This is a genomic window from Nocardia sp. NPDC050378 (assembly GCF_040655675.1).
GTDB classification, from domain to species: Bacteria; Actinomycetota; Actinomycetes; order Mycobacteriales; family Mycobacteriaceae; genus Nocardia; species Nocardia coubleae.
In genome coordinates, this window is record NZ_JBFAKI010000002.1 from 137,679 (window position 1) to 154,643 (window position 16,965).

The 16,965-nt window shown below is 69.4% G+C and carries 14 protein-coding genes; 11 read left to right on the forward strand and 3 right to left on the reverse strand.

What is annotated here, in order from left to right:
- Window positions 1–507: 507 nt before the first annotated feature.
- Window positions 508–1,545 (forward strand): alpha/beta hydrolase family protein, encoded by a 1,038-nt coding sequence (locus AB0I35_RS04565; protein WP_357394368.1) that lies wholly within the window; start codon window positions 508–510, stop codon window positions 1,543–1,545.
- On the forward strand, window positions 1,542–2,921 hold the full coding sequence (locus AB0I35_RS04570) for a wax ester/triacylglycerol synthase family O-acyltransferase (RefSeq protein WP_357394369.1): 1,380 nt from the start codon (window positions 1,542–1,544) through the stop codon (window positions 2,919–2,921). Before AB0I35_RS04565 ends, AB0I35_RS04570 begins: the two co-directional genes overlap by 4 nt.
- Here the strand turns inward: AB0I35_RS04570 and AB0I35_RS04575 are convergent.
- Window positions 2,918–4,411 carry an APC family permease gene (locus AB0I35_RS04575; RefSeq protein WP_357394371.1) on the reverse strand — a complete coding sequence of 498 codons (1,494 nt, stop codon included), beginning with the start codon at window positions 4,409–4,411 and terminating at the stop codon, window positions 2,918–2,920. The genes AB0I35_RS04570 and AB0I35_RS04575 overlap by 4 nt on opposite strands.
- Window positions 4,412–4,456: 45 nt before the next feature.
- Window positions 4,457–5,167 (reverse strand): hypothetical protein, encoded by a 711-nt coding sequence (locus AB0I35_RS04580; protein WP_357394373.1) that lies wholly within the window; start codon window positions 5,165–5,167, stop codon window positions 4,457–4,459.
- Window positions 5,168–5,278: 111 nt separating this feature from the next.
- On the opposite strand from AB0I35_RS04580, the gene AB0I35_RS04585 reads away from it, so the two are divergent.
- The 9 genes from AB0I35_RS04585 (at window position 5,279) to AB0I35_RS04625 (ending at window position 15,660) form a co-directional block, all read left to right on the forward strand.
- The gene (locus tag AB0I35_RS04585; protein WP_357394374.1) at window positions 5,279–6,325 is read left to right on the forward strand and encodes an iron ABC transporter permease; all 1,047 of its coding nucleotides are present in this window, start codon (window positions 5,279–5,281) and stop codon (window positions 6,323–6,325) included.
- Between the two features lie 86 nt (window positions 6,326–6,411).
- Window positions 6,412–7,425 carry an iron chelate uptake ABC transporter family permease subunit gene (locus AB0I35_RS04590; protein WP_245655234.1) on the forward strand — a complete coding sequence of 338 codons (1,014 nt, stop codon included), beginning with the start codon at window positions 6,412–6,414 and terminating at the stop codon, window positions 7,423–7,425.
- Window positions 7,422–8,246 (forward strand): ABC transporter ATP-binding protein, encoded by an 825-nt coding sequence (locus AB0I35_RS04595; RefSeq protein ID WP_357394376.1) that lies wholly within the window; start codon window positions 7,422–7,424, stop codon window positions 8,244–8,246. Before AB0I35_RS04590 ends, AB0I35_RS04595 begins: the two co-directional genes overlap by 4 nt.
- A gap of 63 nt (window positions 8,247–8,309) precedes the next feature.
- Window positions 8,310–8,699: a BlaI/MecI/CopY family transcriptional regulator gene (locus AB0I35_RS04600; protein WP_279537543.1), complete on the forward strand. Its 390-nt coding sequence runs from the start codon at window positions 8,310–8,312 to the stop codon at window positions 8,697–8,699.
- 64 nt (window positions 8,700–8,763) lie between these two features.
- On the forward strand, window positions 8,764–9,702 hold the full coding sequence (locus AB0I35_RS04605; RefSeq protein WP_067491898.1) for a M56 family metallopeptidase: 939 nt from the start codon (window positions 8,764–8,766) through the stop codon (window positions 9,700–9,702).
- 243 nt (window positions 9,703–9,945) lie between these two features.
- A complete protein-coding gene (locus tag AB0I35_RS04610; protein ID WP_357394378.1) occupies window positions 9,946–11,424 on the forward strand; it encodes a DEAD/DEAH box helicase in 1,479 nt (492 codons plus the stop codon).
- Window positions 11,425–11,548: 124 nt separating this feature from the next.
- A complete protein-coding gene (locus AB0I35_RS04615; protein ID WP_181698111.1) occupies window positions 11,549–12,985 on the forward strand; it encodes a GuaB1 family IMP dehydrogenase-related protein in 1,437 nt (478 codons plus the stop codon).
- A 262-nt stretch (window positions 12,986–13,247) separates the two neighbouring features.
- The gene (locus tag AB0I35_RS04620) at window positions 13,248–14,603 is read left to right on the forward strand and encodes a hemolysin family protein (RefSeq protein ID WP_357394380.1); all 1,356 of its coding nucleotides are present in this window, start codon (window positions 13,248–13,250) and stop codon (window positions 14,601–14,603) included.
- Complete coding sequence (locus tag AB0I35_RS04625) at window positions 14,596–15,660, forward strand: hemolysin family protein (RefSeq protein ID WP_067493807.1); 1,065 nt, start codon at window positions 14,596–14,598, stop codon at window positions 15,658–15,660. The genes AB0I35_RS04620 and AB0I35_RS04625 overlap by 8 nt, the downstream gene beginning before the upstream one ends.
- Window positions 15,661–15,738: 78 nt before the next feature.
- Here AB0I35_RS04625 and AB0I35_RS04630 read toward each other — a convergent pair whose 3' ends face one another.
- Window positions 15,739–16,920, reverse strand: a complete 1,182-nt coding sequence (locus tag AB0I35_RS04630; protein ID WP_357394382.1) for an AI-2E family transporter — start codon at window positions 16,918–16,920, stop codon at window positions 15,739–15,741.
- Window positions 16,921–16,965: the final 45 nt, after the last annotated feature.

A 16,965-nucleotide genomic window follows, 5' to 3' on the forward strand; every position in this document is an offset into this window, starting at 1 on the left:
TCCGCCCGGAAGAAAAATATGAACAGTTCGATCGGAGTGAAACATTGGGTTGCCACACCTGGGGCAACGGGTTACGTTACCGGCGTCACATCGAAGCCTGGTGTGGCCACAACGCAAGGAGAGATACATGGGCTCGTTGAGTGAGCTTCTGACCGCGGCCATCGCGGGACTCGGTTCGGCTGCCGAAGGCGACGGTCTGCTCGCCGTCTTCCTCGGTTCGGTGGAAGCCTTCTTCCCGTAATCCGGCCGTCCGGTCACCCGGCTCGCCCGTTGACGCGAGCCTGATTCACCATCACCACCAGGAGAAACACATGGGATCCCTCTACGAACTGCTGGAGACCGGCGCCGGCAGCCTCAGCAATGCGGCGTTGCCCTTCGTGCAGGCGCTCATCTCGGCGAGCGGCGGCACGCCGTCGCCCGGCAAGTAGCCCTCAGCTCTGTCACGGGGGCCGGCCCACCGGCCGGCCCCCGGTAGCTCTTCGAGAAGTCAGCAGGCTCGTACCACCGATGAACACACCCGCATTCCGCACCCTCCTCGCCGCCGCCTGTGTCGCCGCGCTGGCCACCGCTCCCGTGCTCGCCGACGGCCCGCGGGCGACCGCCGCGCCCGGCGCCCACCTGGTGAGCCGCGGTCAGACCGGCCAGACCGCCGAGATCAGCGTCTATTCGCCGTCGATGGACCGCACCATCGCGCTGCGCGTGCTTCGCCCCGCCGACACCGCGACTCCCGCCCCGACGCTGTACCTGCTCAACGGTGCGGGCGGCGGCGAGGATTCGGCCAACTGGGCAGGTCAGACGAATGCGGCCGAGTTCTTCGCCGGTAAGCACGTCAATGTCGTGATGCCGATGGAAGGGGCGTTCAGCTACTACACCGACTGGCAGCAGCCCGACCCCGGACTGGCGAAGAACCTGAAGAACAACGGCGTCAACAAGTGGACGACCTTCCTCACCCAGGAGTTGCCGCCTGTGATCGACGCGGCTTTCGGCACCACGGGCGTGAACTCGCTGGCCGGCATCTCGATGGCAGGCAGTTCGGTCCTCGACCTGGCCATCCAGGCCCCACAGCTCTACCGGAGCGTCGCCTCCTACAGCGGCTGCGCGATGACGAGCGACCCGGTGGGCCGCGAGTTCGTCTCGCTCGTGGTCCGCCTCGGCGGCGGCAAGGTGGAGAACATGTGGGGGCAGGCAGGCGACGCCGCCTGGCGCGAGCACGACCCGTATGTGCAAGCGCATCGGCTGCCCGATATCCCGATCTATATCGCCGCCGGAAGTGGATTGCCGGGCGTGCACGACACCCTCGCCAATCCCCGGGTACATGTCGAAGGAAAAAACCCCGCGTCCATTCTGCAGAATCAAATGCTCGTCGGCGGCGGAATCGAAGCGGCGACCATGTATTGCACCGCGCAGATGGCCCAGCGGACACGCGAACTCGGGCGGACGAATATCACCTACAATATGCGCGCGACCGGAACTCATTCATGGGGTTATTGGGAAGACGATCTGCACGCTTCCTGGCCGATGATGGCGACGGCGCTCGGCCTGTGAGTATTCTGCGGGTACGCCCCGGGCGATTGGCGCCGCGCGACGCGGTGTTCGTCTACGACGAGACCGACCGGCACCTCTCCCATATCGTCGCGGTCTACGTCTTCGCCGACGACGGCACCGCGCCCCTGAGCACGCGCGAGGTCCGCGAGTGGGCGCGGGCTCGTCTCGGCCACTCGCCCTTGTTCCACCGCCGCCTGCGCCGCACCCCCTTCGATCTCGACCTGCCGTACTGGGTGCCCGCTCCGGTGGCGAACATGGCCGATCACGTCTTCCTCGACACGCCGGATACCTGGCCCGTCGCCCAGCGGCGGATCGCCGAACTCGCTTCGACGAGAATGGATCTCGTCAAGCCGCCGTGGGAGATCCATGTCCTGGACCGGGTACGTGAGGTGCCGGGGATCGGGACGGCGACGGTGGTGGTGCTCAAACTCCACCACAGCGTCTGCGACGGGGTCGCGACCCGCGAACTCGAGGCGAAACTCTTCGGCGACGCGCCCGCCCCCGAGGTCGAACTCGGCGGCGACGACCTGATCGGCGCGGCCTTGCGGACCGCCGCCACTGCGCTCACCGCTCCCGCACGATTCGCCCTCGGCATGGCCCGGACCCGGGCACCCGGCGACGGAAGCGCGGTGACCCAGCAACCCGTGACCCGCTTCAACCGCGATATCCACGCACCGCTGACCCTGCATGTCGTCACCCTCTCGATGGCCGAGGTCCGCGCCGTGCAGGCGGCGTGCCCGATCCGGGTCACCGTCAACGACCTGATGCTGACCACCGTGTCGGGCGCGCTCGCGGCGTATCTGGCCGAGCACGACGAGACACCCGAGGCTTCCCTCGCGGCCATGGTCCCGATGTCGATGCGCGGTGTGGCGCGGTGGGATTCGGTGAATCAGCTCACCCAGATGTTCGTCGATCTGCACACCGACATCGACGACCCGGTGCGGCGACTGCTCGCGATCGCGGAATCGGCGAAGCGGGCCAAGGCCACTGCCGCCGACCCGGTCACCCTGCGCACCGAGTCGCGCGTCGAGACCGCGCCCGCCCTGCTGCTGCGAGCCGCGGGCTGGGCGCGCACCCTGCGCCGGTTCGACGAGGCGACCTCGATCCCGCTGAGCAACACCACGATCAGCAATGTGCCACCGGTCCGCGACGACCTGAGGTTCGCCGGACGGCCGCTGGTGCGCGTGCTCGGTGCGCTGCCGATCCACGACGGCGACGGCCTGCGCCATCTCATCACCTCGCAGGGCGCGGAACTCGCCGTCACCATCACCACCAACGCCGTGATGATGCCTGACCCCGACCACTACGGCGAGCTGCTATTGCGCTCGTTCCGCAGGCTCGCCGACGCCGTGACCGGCCGGGGTGCCGTCGGCTAGTCCGGCGGTTCCTGCGCACCCTCGTCGGTCTCGGCGACATCGGGGGCGACTTCGCGGGTGGCCATGCCACCGTCCTTGCCCTGGTCACTCGGTCCCGGTCGTCCGCCTTTCGGTTCGGCGGTGTCGTCGTCGCGGTCGCGTGGTGTGGTCATGAGCTTCCTCCTCTGCGGGTCCTCGGCTGGCTCTACCCGTTTTTCCGCGTCCACACCACCGCGGGCACGAACGGCGTTCACCACGGCCAGCACCGCGCCGAGACCGACGAGGATCAGCCCGCGCGCCCAGACCTCACCGTCGATGCGGGTGAACAGGAACAGGCACGACGCCAGACCGAGCAGGGGCACGACGGTCGGAATCCGGAAGTGGCCCGGTTCGCCCGGTTCGCGGCGCAACACCAGCACCGCCGCGTCGACGGAACCGAAGACGAACAGCAGCAACAGCACCAATGTCGCTGCCAGCGAATCGACTTCGCCGGTCAGTGCCAGCAGCAACGACACCGACGATGTCGCCAGGATCGCCACCCAGGGTGTGCGTCTGCCGGGCAGGATCCGGGCGAGCGTGGACGGCAGCAGACCGTCGCGGGCCATGCCGTACGCCAGGCGCGAGGACATGATGCCGGTGAGCAGGGCTCCGTTGGCGACCGCGACCAGCGCGATCACGCTGAACAACCAGTCGGGCACCTCCCCGGCCACCCGCACCACCTCCAGCAGTGGTCCGCTCGACTCCGCCAGCCGCTCGGTGGGCACCGCGGCACTGGCGACCACGCCGATCAGCGCGTACACCACCCCGGCCGTGAGCAGCGCGCCGAACAGCGCCGTGGGGTAGGACCGGCGTGGATCCTTCACCTCCTCGGCCAGATTCACCGAGGTCTCGAAGCCGACGAACGAATAGAACGCCAGCACCGAGCCCGCGAGCACCGCCCCGACCGCACCCTGTTCGGCGGTGCCCACCTGGGTGAGGCGGCTCAGGTCCGCATCACCGCGCAGCATCACCCACAGACCGAGCCCGATGATGAGCAGCAACCCGCCGACCTCGACCAGCGTGGCCGCCACATTGGCGCCCAACGACTCCCGGATGCCACGAATGTTCAGCGCCGCGAGCAGCACGAGAAACACCACGACCACCACGACGACGGGCACCGAGACCAGCGCCTGTAGATAGTCCCCCGCGAATGCCCTGGCCAGCGCACCCACCGACACCACACCCGCGGCGAGCATGCAGAAACCGACGAACGACCCGGCCGCGGGCCCGAACGCCCGGGTGACATAGTGCGCCGATCCGCCCGCCCTCGGGAACTTCGTCGCCAGTTCCGCATACGAACCGGCGGTGAGCGTGGCCAGCACCAGCGCGATGACGAGCGGCAACCACACGGCGCCACCGGATTCCCGGGCCACCGATCCGACCAGCACGTACACCCCGGCGCCCAGAATGTCGCCGAGGATGAAGAAGTACAGCAGCGGCGTGGTGACAGCCCGCTTCAGGACAACGGTCATGCGCAACCTATACCCGCGACCGCGCCGGTGAAGCGCGCGACGCGCTCAGCGTTGCAGCACGCTGCTGCGCCGCACGGGCAAACCACGCTCCTCGAAGGCGGTGAGCAGCAACTGGCCACGGCGCGCCGCGGCGGCGGCATCGGTGCGTGCCAGATCGGGCACGTAGGTGGCCGCGCCGACGACGGATTCACCGACCAGCGGCCAGAACCGGCGCGCGGGCAGACCCGAGCAGCGGGTGAGCACCGACTGCAACGGGATCAGCGACGACGCGCTGCGCTGCACCAGCCACACCGCCATCGCCGCCTCGCAGGGCAGTGCGACGGTGCCGGGCTCGGCGGCCTGCGGGTCACCGTCGACGACGCGAATCGTGGTGTCGGACAAGCCCGCCCAGTCGATGCCGCCGTCGTTGTCGTGGTGGATCCACAGGTTGTCGCGCCCCGGATCCCAGGCCTGCGCCGACATCACGAACAGCGCGGTGACCCGGCCGACGACGGCGTGGATGAGCGCGGTCGCCACCACCTCGGCGGCGATCTCGTCGTTGATCATCTCCGCGGCGTGCCTGCGGTACATCAGTTCGACGCGGCCCTCGGACAACCCGTTCGGGACATGCCACCATCGCCGTTTCCCCTGTCCGGCCATCGCCGCCACGGCATAGACCCGCGGATGCTCCGGTTGCAGGGCTTGCAACCGCGCACAGGCGCGATCGAACGCGAGAGTGTTGCGGGTCGTGGTGGTGGTAATGACGGGCTCGGGCATCGAACCTCCTCGAACGGTTGGTTCCCGTGACGATGATGTCTCGGAACATAGGTTAGGCTTACCAGACTTCACAAGTCGTGTCCGGTTTCGAGGCAGGAGAAGTTCGTCGCCGTGATCCACCCTGGCACCGTCAGACGCCGTCGTCTGGCCGGGCTTGCCCTGCTCGCTGTACTGCTCACCGTGGCAGTGGTCGCCAGCATCGCCATCGGCACCCGCTCGCTCGCACCGTCCACGGTGTTCGACGCCGTCACCCACGCTTTCGGCTGCGACGGCGGCCCGTTCCGATGCCCGGCCCGCTCCACCGCCGAGGAAATCGTGCGTGAGCTGCGTCTCCCGCGCACCGCGTTGGCCCTCGTCGCCGGAATGGCGCTGGGGGTCGCGGGCGCGCTCATCCAGGGGTATACCCGGAATCCGCTAGCTGATGCCGGATTGTTAGGACTGAATGCGGGCGCCGGCTTCCTGGCGGCGCTGAGCATCTATCTGTTCGGCTTCACCGCGCCGGGTCAGTACATCTGGTTCGCCTTCGCCGGGTCGGCGATCGCGGGACTGATCGTGTTCGGCGTCTCCTCGATCGGCGGCGGCAAGGCCAGCCCGTTGAGCCTGGTGCTCGCCGGTGCGGCGGTGACCGCGTTCCTGCAGGCGATGACCAACGCCGTCGTCGTGCTCGACAACGCGGCGCTCGACACCTACCGGTTCTGGGTGGTCGGCACGGTCAACGGCCGCGAGGCCGACGTGTTCTGGCAGGTCCTGCCGTTCCTCGTGATCGGCCTCGGCATGGCCCTGGCCGCCGCGCCCGCCCTGAACCTGTTCGGTCTCGGCGACGAGGTGGCACGCGGGCTCGGTGTCGACATCGGCCGGGCGCGCGCGTTCGGACTGGTCGCGGTGGTGCTGCTCAGCGGTGCGGCCACCGCGGCGGTCGGGCCGATCGCGTTCCTCGGACTGGTGGTCCCGCATATCGCACGCATCGTCACCGGACCCGACAACCGGTGGCTGATCCCCTACTCGGCCCTGCTGGGCGGACTGTTGCTGCTGGCGGCCGATATCACCGGCCGCGTCGTCGCGCGGCCGGGTGAACTGCAGGTCGGCGTGATGCTGGCGGCACTCGGCGCACCGTTCTTCATCGCCCTGGTGCGCCGCAAGAAGCTGGTGACGCTGTGAGCGCCGACATCGACACGACCGCCGATCTGCGTAAGGTGCGTCCCGCGTTGCGGGTAGGTCCGCTGTCGCTGGTGCTGCGCCCGGTGATGTTCGGTTTCGTCGTGGCACTGGCCGTGACTGTGTTCGTGCTGTTCTGCGTCGATATCGCCGTCGGCGACACCTATGTCCCGCTGAGCCGGGTGCTCGACGTCCTCGGCGGGGGTGGTTCCCGATCGCAGCGGTTCATCGTGCTCGAATCGCGACTCCCCCGGGCGCTCACCGCCGTGGTGGTCGGTGCCGCCCTCGGTCTCGCGGGTGCGCTGATGCAGTCCATCCTGCACAACCCGCTGGCGGGGCCGGACGTGCTCGGTATCACCACCGGTGCGAGTGTGGGCGCGGTCGCCGTACTGGTCGGAAGTGGCGGGGCGACAACGGGTCTCGTCGCGACGGTCGGCGCTCCCCTGGCGGCACTGGCCGGCGGGCTGCTCACCGCCGTCGTCATCTACCTGCTCGCGTGGGGACGCGGTGGCGGCGGGGAACGCGGCGTCACCGGTTTCCGGCTCGTGCTCATCGGTATCGGCGTGAACGCGGTACTCATGTCGGCGATCAGCTGGCTGCTCACCCGCGCCAGCCTCACCGACGCCGCCCGCGCCCAGGTCTGGCTCAACGGCTCGCTCGACGCGGCCGACATGTCCAGTGTCGTACCCGCCGCGATCGCGCTCACCGTGGTCACCGTCGTCGCGCTCGTCTCGGCGCGCACGCTGGCCGCGCTGCGCCTCGGCGAGGAGTCGACCCGGGTGCTCGGCGTGCGGATCCAGTCCCAGCAGGCGCTGCTGATCGGGGCGTCCGTGGTCGCCGCCTCGGTGGCGACCGCGGCCGTCGGGCCCGTCGGGTTCGTCGCGCTGGCCGCACCGCAGATCGCCCGCATGGCGTTGCGCACGCCCGGCGAACCGCTGATCGCCTCGGCGCTCACCGGCGCCGCGCTGGTGGCGGGGGCCGATATCATCTCGCGCGCACTGCTGCCCGTGGACCTGCCGGTCGGTATCGTCACCGCCGCGCTCGGCGGGCCGTTCCTGCTCTACCTGCTCGTCCGCATGAACCGGAAGGCCACGCTCTCATGACCAGCCCCGCCCATCGCCTCGCCGCCGACACCGTTTCCCTCGGCTACGGCGAGCGGGTGATCGTCGACGGGCTCAGTCTCGACATCGCCCCCGGCGTGGTCACCACGGTGATCGGACCGAACGGGTGCGGCAAGTCGACGCTGCTCAAGTCGCTCGGCCGGTTGCTTCGCCCGCGCGACGGTCAGGTGGTGCTCGACGGCAAGGCCATCTCGACGATGAAGACCAAGGACGTCGCGCGGGTGATCGGCATGCTGCCGCAGACCCCCGTCGCGCCGGAAGGGTTGACCGTCGCCGATCTCGTCGCACGCGGTCGGCACCCGCACCAGTCCTGGCTGCGGCAGTGGTCCGCCGACGACGAGACCGAGGTCGCCGCCGCCCTGACCCAGACCGGCATCGCCGACCTGGCCGACCGCACGCTCGACGAACTGTCGGGCGGGCAGCGGCAGCGCGCCTGGATCTCGATGGCGCTGGCCCAGGGCACCGACATCCTGCTGCTCGACGAGCCGACCACCTATCTCGACCTCGCGCACTCGCTGGAAGTGCTCGACCTGGTCGACCGCTTGCACGCCGAATTCGGACGCACCGTGGTGATGGTGCTGCACGATCTCAACCTCGCCATCCGCTACAGCGACGAACTGGTGGTGATGGCGGCGGGCCGCATCGTCGCGCAGGGAAAACCGGCCGACATCATCACAGCCGAACTGCTCGCCGAGGTGTTCGGACTCGACGCGAAGGTGCTCACCGATCCGGTCTCGGGGCGGCCGATGGTCGTGCCGATCGGCACGCGACACGTGCACGGCGCGGCCGGGTATGACGAATGACACACCAGCAAACACCCCGTTACGACAATCTGTAGTACGCATCTTTGTCGTTGAGTCCGTAAAATCGGAGGGATGGCAGGTCTCGGCGAACTCGAAAAAGCGGTGATGGACCAGTTGTGGTCCGCCGACGAACCGCTCACGGTGCGGCAGGTACACGAAGCACTGGCGGCTCGTCGCGAGCTCGCGTACACCACGGTGATGACCGTGCTGCAGCGGCTGGCGAAAAAGGATTTGGTTGTGCAGCGTCGCGACGATCGCGCGCATCGGTACGCCCCGGTACACAGCCGCGACGAACTGGTCGCGAGCCTGATGGTCGACGCGTTGCAGCAGGCCGACGCGGCGGGCAGCCGTGCCGCGGCGCTGGTGCACTTCGTGGAACAGGTCGGCAAGGACGAGGCCGATGCGTTGCGCGAGGCGCTGGCCAAGCTCGAATCCGACGAAAACAGCGGCTAGACTCCCTGGCGGCTCTCACAACGACGTGAGCGCCCCTGGCCCCACAACGCAGTGAGCAGAGTCGATGAACGCAACCGCGGCAGTCTTCGCAGGTCTCGCCTTGCTACTCGCAGGGCCTGTGCCCGCGCTGCTCAGCCGTGCTACCTGGCCGCACCGCAGTCCGCGGGCAGCGGTGGTGTTGTGGCAGGCCATCGCGCTGGCCGCGGTGCTCAGCGCCTTCGGTTCCGGACTGGCGATCGCCAGCATGCTGCTCGTTCCCGGCCCCGACGGTAGGCCGACCACCTCCCCCACCAAGGAGATCGACGCGCTCGGGCTGCCGCTGTGGCTCGTCTACGTCACCGTGTTCGCGCTGACGCTGATGATCGGCGCGCGGCTGATGTTCTCCATCGTGCGCGTCGGCGTGCACACCCGGCGCCGCCGGTCCCGGCACCGCATGCTGGTCGATCTGCTCGATCAGAGCGGTCCCGTGCGCCGCGCCGCCGACATCCGGGTGCTCGCCGCCACCGAACCCATCGCCTACTGCCTGCCGGGTCTGCGTCAGCGCGTCGTGCTCAGCGAAGGCACCCTGACCAGCCTCGACGACGCCGAGGTCACCGCGATCGTGAGCCATGAGCGCTCGCATCTGCGGGCCCGCCACGACCTGGTGCTCGAGGCGTTCACCGCCGTCCACGAGGCGTTCCCCCGGGTGGTCCGCAGCAAGGCCGCGCTCGGTTCGGTGAAACTGCTCATCGAACTGCTCGCCGACGACTCCGCGGTGAAGGTCACCGGCCCCAAACCGCTCGCCCGCGCCCTGGTGGCGTGCGCGAAATCGACCGCACCGCAAGGTGCGCTGGCCGCGGGCGGTCCGAGCACCCTCATCCGCATCCAGCGCCTCGCGGGCGCCAACGGCGACGTGAGAATCGCCACCGCCGCCTACCTCGGATCCGCCGCGATTCTGGTGGTTCCCACCCTCGCCGTCGCGGTGCCGTGGCTGCAGGAACTGAGCCGGTTGTTCCACGGCTGACCTGGCGATCACCCACCCCGAACCGGGTACGACGCACGCACCACCGACTCGGCTGATCACCCCTGGCCGGACCGGCGCTCGCCGTCACCGCTGACCAGGTTGTTTACCCACGCGAACACAATCACGCCTATCCTGGGAGATCGGTCCTTCCTGCTGGGCCGCACCCCGTACGCGGTTCGCGTGTTTCGGGTAATCGGCGCCGGTGATCTTCCAGCGCGATTCGCAGCCCAACGAAAGGCCATTTTGTCCACCTCTGCTGTCTCCGACGCGACCGAACCGACCTTCGCCGAACTAGGCCTGCCCGTGGCGCTGGTTCAGGCACTGCGCAACTCCGGCATCGACACGCCCTTCCCCATCCAGGCCGCCACCATCGGCGACGCGCTCGCCGGGCGTGACGTGCTGGGTCGCGGCCCCACCGGCTCGGGCAAGACCCTCGCCTTCGGCCTGCCGATCCTCACCCGTCTGGCCGAGGGCCCGCCGTCCAAGCCGGGCCGCCCGCGTGGTCTGGTGCTCGTGCCTACCCGTGAGCTGGCCACCCAGATCGAGAAGGCGCTCGAAGAGGCCGCTCGGTCGCTGGGTCTGCGCGTCGCCTCCGTGGTCGGTGGTGCCCCGATCAAGCGTCAGGCAGACCGGCTCGCACGCGGTGTCGATCTGCTGATCGCCACCCCCGGCCGCCTCGACGACCTCATCAAGCAGCGCAACGCCGACCTGTCCGACGTGGCGATCACCGCCCTCGACGAGGCCGACCACATGGCCGACATGGGCTTCCTGCCCCAGGTCACCCGCCTGCTCGACCGCACCCCGAAGCAGGGTCAGCGCCTGCTGTTCTCGGCCACCCTCGACGGTGATGTCGACAAGCTGGTGAAGCGCTACCTGAGCAACCCGGTCACCCACTCCACCGCGCCCGCCGAGGCGTCGGTGAGCACCATGACCCACCACCTGTTCTTCGTGCGCGACAAGAACATCAAGCGCACCGTCGCCACCGAGATCGCCGCTCGCGACGGCCTCACCATCATGTTCGTGCGCACCAAGCACGGCGCCGACCGCCTGGCCAAGCAGCTGCGCGGCGCCGGTGTCGACGCGGGCTCGCTGCACGGCGGCAAGGCACAGAACAACCGTGTGCGCACGCTGGCGGCCTTCGCCGACGGTTCGGTGCCGGTGCTGGTCACCACCGACGTGGCCGCGCGCGGCATCCACATCGACGGCGTATCGCTGGTCGTGCACTTCGACCCGCCCGCCGAGCACAAGGCCTACCTGCACCGCGCCGGTCGCACCGCGCGCGCCGGGGAGGACGGCGTGGTCGTCACCCTGGTCACCGACGAGGAGCGCAAGGACGTGGCCGCGATGACCCGCAAGGCGGGCGTGCGGACCGACGGTATCGAGGTCCGCCCCGGCGACCGGAATCTGGTGGACATCACCGGCGCCCGCAAGCCCAGCGGCATCGCGCTCGCCACCCCCGCCGCACCGGCACAGCCGACGCGGACCTCGAACGGTGCGGGTCGTCCGCGCCGCGCGAGGCCCGGTGGCGCAACGGCTTCCGAGGGCGGGCACAGCCGGGGTTCGGGCGCGCCGCGCCGGGACCGTCCGACCGGCGAGTCCCGTTCCCGCAAGCCCGCGGGCGCCGGCGGACACGCCCGGAGCGGCGACACGCCGACGAATTCGCGGCGTCGCGCCGGTCGTCCGGCGGCTCCGGCGGGCAACCGCAACCGTTCCGCAAACTGATCACCACGAATCGCCGCGTGGCCGAACCGATTACGGTTCGGCCACGCGCCGTTTCCGGCCCCACGTTCCGAGCGCGCCACGCGCATCCGCCCGCCGGACCGCTCACACGGCTATCATCGGCACAGTGCGATTTCTTCCTGGCCCACCGCCGCCGTACGACCTGACCTACGACGATCTGTTCCTCGTCCCGAACCGGACGGATGTCGCGTCCCGCTTCGATGTGGACCTGGCCAGCGTCGACGGCTCGGGTACCACCATCCCCCTCGTTGTCGCGAACATGACCGCGGTGGCCGGTAAGCGGATGGCCGAGACCGTCGCCCGCCGCGGCGGACTGGTCGTCCTGCCCCAGGATCTGCCGATCCCGGCGGCCGCCGAGACCATCGCGTTCGTCAAGAGCCGCTCGCTCACCGCCGACACCCCGGTCACGCTCGACCCCGACGCGGCGGTGTCCGACGCGCTGGCGCTGATGCACAAGCGCGCGCACGGCGCGGTGGTCGTCGTCGAGGACGGCAAACCCGTCGGTGTGGTCACCGAGGCCGCCTGCGCCGACGTCGACCGGTTCGCGCGCTTGCGCGAGATCGCCCAGACCGATTTCGTGCAAGCCCCTGTCGACGCCTCGCCCCGCGACATCTTCGACCGGCTCGCCGGATCACACACCCAGCTCGCCGTGCTCACCCACCCCGACGGCACCCTGGCGGGCGTGATGACCCGTACCGGCGCCATCCGCGCGGGCATCTACACTCCGGCCGTCGACGCCGAGGGCAAACTCCGCGTCGCCGCCGCCGTCGGCATCAACGGTGACGTGGCCGCCAAGGCGAAGGCACTGGCCGACGCGGGCGCCGACGTCCTGGTCCTCGACACCGCCCACGGTCACCAGACCAAGATGCTCGAATCCCTGCGCACCGTCGCCGATCTCGGGCTCGGGCTGCCGCTGGTGGCGGGCAACGTCGTCTCCGCCGAGGGCACCCGCGACCTGGCCGAGGCGGGCGCGACCATCATCAAGGTCGGTGTCGGGCCCGGTGCGATGTGCACCACCCGCATGATGACCGGTGTCGGCCGCCCCCAGTTCTCCGCAGTGGCCGAATGTGCCGCCGCCGCACAGGAACTCGGCGTGCACGTATGGGCCGACGGTGGTGTCCGGCACCCCCGCGACGTAGCCCTGGCGCTGGCCGCGGGCGCGTCGAACGTGATGATCGGCTCCTGGTTCGCCGGCACCTACGAATCCCCCGGCGACCTGCGCGTCGACCGCGACGGCAACGCCTACAAGGAAAGCTTCGGCATGGCGTCCAAGCGCGCCGTCGCCGCCCGCACCGCCGCCGACAGCGGTTTCGACCGGGCCCGCAAGGCACTGTTCGAGGAAGGCATCTCCAGTTCGCGCATGCGCCTGGACCCCGAGCGGCCGGGCGTGGAGGACCTCATCGACCACATCTGCTCGGGTGTGCGCAGCTCCTGCACCTACGCGGGCGCCCGCACCCTGCCCGAGTTCCACGAGCGCGCGGTGCTCGGTGTGCAGTCCGCCGCCGGGTTCGCCGAGGGCAGGCCGCTGCCCAGCGGCTGGTGACCGACCGGCCGACCGGACGCCCCACGGGCGCCGGTCGGCCGCGCCGCTGACACATCAACCGAGGCGACGGATTACTATGGAGTTGCCGATCTCGGCGTAGCTTCTTTTCCCACCTCGAAAGGATCCAGTTGTCACCCGCGTCCAAGGGCGCCACACAGGAGGGCTCCTCTACGGAGCCGGGTGACAAACCCGGCGTCCTCCTTTCCGCAGCGTCCGTCCGATCCTCTGGTCTCGCCCCCGCACCGCATGGGTGGTGCTGAGGATGTCCACCGTGCTGACAGTGCTCAGCCTGCTCGGTTTCGCCGCATTGACCCTCGGTACCGCCCTGTTCGTGGCCGCCGAGTTCTCCCTCACCGCCCTGGAACGCAGCACCGTCGAATCGGCCGCGCGTTCCGGTGACACCCGGTCACGACTGGTCAAACAGGCGCACAACACCCTGTCGTTCCAGCTCTCGGGCGCCCAGCTCGGCATCACCATCACCACACTGATCACCGGCTTCATCGCCGAGCCCGTGCTGGCACGACTGCTGGCGCCCCTGCTCGACGGCATCGGCCTGAGCGAAACCGCCGCGACCGGTGTCGCGCTCGCGCTGGCACTGATCCTGGCGACCTCGCTGTCGATGATCTACGGCGAGCTGGTACCCAAGAACATCGCCATCGCCAAGCCGATGGCGACGGCCCGGCTCACCGCGGGCCCGATGATCGGGTTCTCCGTGTTCTTCAAATGGCTGATCCGATTCCTGAACAACGCCGCCAACTGGCTGGTCCGCAGGCTCGGCATCGAACCGGCCGAGGAACTGCGGTCGGCCAGGTCGCCGCAGGAACTCGGGTCGCTGGTGCGCACCTCGGCCCAGCGCGGGGCGATGGATCAGCGCACCGCCCAGCTGATGGACCGCTCACTGGAGTTCGGTGAACGCAGCGCCGAGGACCTGATGACCCCCCGGGTGAAGGTGGAGTCGCTCGACCGCGACGACACCATCGCCGACCTCATCGCCGCCTCGGCGCGTACCGGGTACTCCCGGTTCCCGGTGATCGACGGCGACCTCGACAACACCCTCGGCGTCGTCCACGTCAAACACGCCTTCACCCATCCGGCGCACCTGCGCAAGCAGATCCCGCTCGGGAAACTCGCCGTCGCGGTACCGATCGTGCCGGCCAGTCTCGACGGCGACGAGGTGCTCGAACGAGTCCGCGCCGACGGCATGCAGGTGGCGCTCGTCGTCGACGAGTACGGCGGCACCGCGGGCATGGTCACCATGGAGGACCTGATCGAGGAGATCCTCGGCGACGTGCGCGACGAGCACGACGAGGAGGAACGCGACGTGCGCCGGGTGAGCGACGGCTGGGACTGCTCGGGTCTGCTGCGCATCGACGAGGTGTCCCGCGCGACCGGCTACGACGCCCCCGAGGGCGAATACGAAACCCTCGGCGGACTCGTCCTCACCCAACTGGGCCGCATCCCGATGGGCGGCGACGAGGTCGTCCTGCCCGAATCGCGTGGCGGTGCGGGCGGCTGGGTGGCCAGGGTGGAACGGATGGACGGACGGCGGATCGATCGGGTGCGCCTGGTGCCCGTCGACGACGCGAACCTCGCGGCACGGGAGCACAACCATGGGTGACCTGTTCGGAATCGTCCTCACCGTGGTGCTGCTCGCGGGCAACGCCTTCTTCGTCGCGGCCGAGTTCGCGCTCATCTCGGCCCGTCGCGATCGCCTGGAAGCCCTTGTCGCACAGGGGAAGAAGAAGGCCGCGACCGTGATCGAGGCAGGCGAGAACCTGTCGATGATGCTGGCCGCCGCCCAGCTCGGCATCACCATCTGCTCGATCCTGCTCGGCCGGGTCGGCGAACCGGCCATCGCGCACCTGATCGAGCGCCCGTTCGAACTGCTCGGGTTGCCCGAGCAGCTGCTGCACCCGGTCGGGTTCGCGCTGGCGCTGACCCTGGTGGTGATCCTGCACATCCTGCTCGGCGAGATGGTCCCGAAGAACATCGCGCTGGCCGGTCCGGAACGCTCGGCGCTGCTGCTGGTACCGATCCATCTGATGTGGTTGCGGATCGCGCGCCCCCTCATCGCGCTATACAACTACGCCGCGAACCTCACCCTGCGGATGCTGCGCATCGAACCCAAGGACGAACTCGACGCGACGGTGTCCACGGTGGAACTGGCCGAGATGATCGGCGAGTCGCGGTCGGAGGGTCTGCTCGACGAGGAGGAACATCGCAGGCTCACCCAGGCCCTCGGCACCTCCGAGCGGATCGTCGGTGATGTGATGGTGCCGCTGGCCGACGCGCGTTCGGTGCCGTTGCGCGGCGACGGAACCACCCTCGGCGATGTGGAAGCCGCCGTGGCCGAGACCGGATTCTCCCGGTACCCGGTCCGCGCGGCCGACGGTTCGCTCGTCGGCTACCTGCACATCAAGGATGTGCTCGACGAGGTCGCCGACGACAACGCGGGCCCCGACACCAAGATCCCCCGCACCGACATCCGCCCGCTGCCGACGGTCACCACCACCACCGCGCTCTACGAGGCCCTGGCCCGGTTGCGCCGCACCAGCAGTCATCTGGGCCGGGTGGTGGATGCCCGCGGAAATACCGTCGGCGTCGTCGCGCTCGAGGACCTGGTGGAGGAGTTCGTCGGTACCGTGCGCGACGGGACCCATCGCAAACCTGAGTGAGCGCGGTCCCCGGCCGGGCATGCGCGGGGTGGACGAGACCACCCCGCGCAGATGACCGTCGGGGACGAGGTGGCCTGGTCAGGCGGGATCGCCGGATGGTTGGACCGGGGGTGGGACGGCAGCCTTCGCCGCAGTGTCACACTCTGCCTGATCCGGCGTGGTCGTGGCGTCGATCTGTTCGCCGAGATAGCGCAGGACCACCGCGATCATCGCGACCACCGGGACCGCGAGGAAGGCGCCGGTGATGCCGTAGAGGGAGCCGCCCGCGGTCACCGCGAGCAGCACGATCACGGGGTGCAACTCCATGCTGCGGCTCTGCAGGACCGGTTGCAGCACATTGCCTTCCAGCTGCTGCACCGCGATCACGACACCGAGCACGATCAGCGCGGTGGTGAAACCGTTGCCGACCAACGCGACCAGGACGGCGAGCGCGCCGGCCACGAACGCGCCGACCATCGGGATGAAACCGCCGACGAAGGTGATCACCGACAGCACCAGCGCCAACGGCACGTCGAGGATGAACAGGGCGGCGCCGATGAGGACGGCATCGACGAAGCTGACGATCGCCTGCGTGCGGATGAACCCGCCGAGGGTTCCCCAGACCCGTTCGAGCACGGCCTCGACGTGACGGCCGCTGCGGTTGCCGCACACGACATGCATCCAGGGCAGCAGGCGCGGACCGTCCTTCAGGAAGAAGAACACCAGGACCAGCACAAGGAAAATCGTGATCAGGACCGACGTCGCGGTGGATACGCCGGTGAAGACACCGTTGGCGATCTGGGTGCCGCTGGACTGCAGTCGCGACACGATCGCGTCGACGGCGGAGTCGAGCTGCTCGTCGCGAATGTTCAGCGGCGGACCTTGAACCCAGTCACGCACCTTGTTCACACCGGCGGTCGCCTTGTCCGCCAGTTGCGGTGCCTGATCGGCGACCGACGGCACGATCAGTGCGATCACTCCCGCCACCAGCGCGAGGAAACCCACCAGGGTGATCGTGGCGGCCAGCGCGGGCCGCATCCGGTGGGCAGTGAGCCATCGGGTCGCGGGCCACAGGATCGTGGTCACCACGACCGCGAGCGCGACCGGCAACAGCACCACCCACAGTCGTCCCGCGATCGTGCCGAGCACCCACGCGCCCGCCGCGATCGCGACGACACACAGTGCCCATTTGGCCAGCCACAGCAGTCCGCCACCGATCACCTCGCCTCGGTCGCGGCCCTGCTGTCCGTCCGTTCGCGCCTCAGCGCTCGCATTCCCCATCGCGCCCACGCCGCTAGTCTGGCATGCGCCCCGGCGCCGCCGCAT

What these genes read in the sequence shown, in the direction of transcription:
- AB0I35_RS04575 (WP_357394371.1), bottom strand. Translation starts at nt 4,411, where the DNA reads ATGACCGTTGTCCTGAAGCGGGCTGTCACCACGCCGCTGCTGTACTTC.
- AB0I35_RS04630 (WP_357394382.1), bottom strand. Translation starts at nt 16,920, where the DNA reads ATGGGGAATGCGAGCGCTGAGGCGCGAACGGACGGACAGCAGGGCCGC.
- AB0I35_RS04605 (WP_067491898.1), top strand. Translation starts at nt 8,764, where the DNA reads ATGAACGCAACCGCGGCAGTCTTCGCAGGTCTCGCCTTGCTACTCGCA.
- AB0I35_RS04625 (WP_067493807.1), top strand. Translation starts at nt 14,596, where the DNA reads ATGGGTGACCTGTTCGGAATCGTCCTCACCGTGGTGCTGCTCGCGGGC.
- AB0I35_RS04620 (WP_357394380.1), top strand. Translation starts at nt 13,248, where the DNA reads ATGTCCACCGTGCTGACAGTGCTCAGCCTGCTCGGTTTCGCCGCATTG.
- AB0I35_RS04580 (WP_357394373.1), bottom strand. Translation starts at nt 5,167, where the DNA reads ATGCCCGAGCCCGTCATTACCACCACCACGACCCGCAACACTCTCGCG.
- AB0I35_RS04590 (WP_245655234.1), top strand. Translation starts at nt 6,412, where the DNA reads ATGTTCGGTTTCGTCGTGGCACTGGCCGTGACTGTGTTCGTGCTGTTC.
- AB0I35_RS04595 (WP_357394376.1), top strand. Translation starts at nt 7,422, where the DNA reads ATGACCAGCCCCGCCCATCGCCTCGCCGCCGACACCGTTTCCCTCGGC.
- AB0I35_RS04565 (WP_357394368.1), top strand. Translation starts at nt 508, where the DNA reads ATGAACACACCCGCATTCCGCACCCTCCTCGCCGCCGCCTGTGTCGCC.